The sequence below is a fragment of the Noviherbaspirillum sp. ST9 genome, assembly GCF_048799745.1.
GTDB lineage: Bacteria > Pseudomonadota > Gammaproteobacteria > Burkholderiales > Burkholderiaceae_D > Noviherbaspirillum.
Genome location: NZ_JBLWFR010000048.1, coordinates 1 through 846 on the forward strand (window position 1 = coordinate 1; position 846 = coordinate 846).

Annotated in this window: 2 protein-coding genes; both read left to right on the forward strand. The window is 39.6% G+C overall.

What is annotated here, in order from left to right; genetic code table 11:
• Positions 1–590, forward strand: a 590-nt coding sequence (locus ACNOHI_RS24655; RefSeq protein WP_420477371.1) for an efflux RND transporter permease subunit, incomplete at its 5' end; no start/stop codon positions are given.
• On the forward strand, positions 583–846 hold a 264-nt coding region (locus ACNOHI_RS24660; protein WP_420477372.1), incomplete at its 3' end, for an efflux RND transporter permease subunit. The genes ACNOHI_RS24655 and ACNOHI_RS24660, both read left to right, overlap by 8 nt.

Below are 846 nucleotides of genomic sequence, written 5' to 3' on the forward strand. Positions count from 1 at the left end.
ACGAACTCCCAATTGGGTATGCGATATATAATCCAAATACGTATGCAGCATGGAATAATGACGACAATACTCATTTTTGGCTGATTGTCCTTGTATTTTTTATCGTTTATATTATTAGTGCCATTTTACTGGAATCCCTGTTCAAACCGATTGCTGTTGTATTGATCATCCCATTTTCTTTTTTAGGCGTTTTCTTGATTTTTCACATTCTAGGTCTCGGTCTTGATAAAGGAGGATATGCAGCACTGCTAATGGTTAGTGCGCTTGTGACAAATTCAGCGTTATATGTTGTTAATGATCTTAACATCTTTAATAGTCAAAAAAAGCTTCTTCCAATTAATCTATATGTTCGGGCTTTCCTCGCTAAGGCTACGCCAATCATTATTACAACAATTTCGGCCGTTTTAAGCCTTCTGCCTTTCATGATTAGCGGGGAGGATCAGGGTTTCTGGTTTACGTTGTCAGCTGGAACAATCGGAGGGCTATTGTTTTCGCTATTAGGAACTTGGCTTTTACTTCCTTTACTGTTAATCCCCAATGTGAAAATTAAAGAAGAACATATTCGAAAAGGAGGGGAGCACTATGGTTGAGTTTTTAGTTCATCGGCCTATTGCTGTTGTTATTTCCTTTTTCGCTTTAATGCTGTTGGGAATAGTCGCTTGGTGTAAACTCCCTGCCTCATTAATACCCAATGCAGATATTCCGCAAATCACTGTACATCTTAAGGGTATTCAGTATTCCGCCCGAGAAATGGAGAGGCGTATAACCGGCCCGGTACGTAATTCACTACAACAGCTACAGGGAATAGAAAATATGGTAAGTACCTCTTCAGAAGGAGAGGCGCTT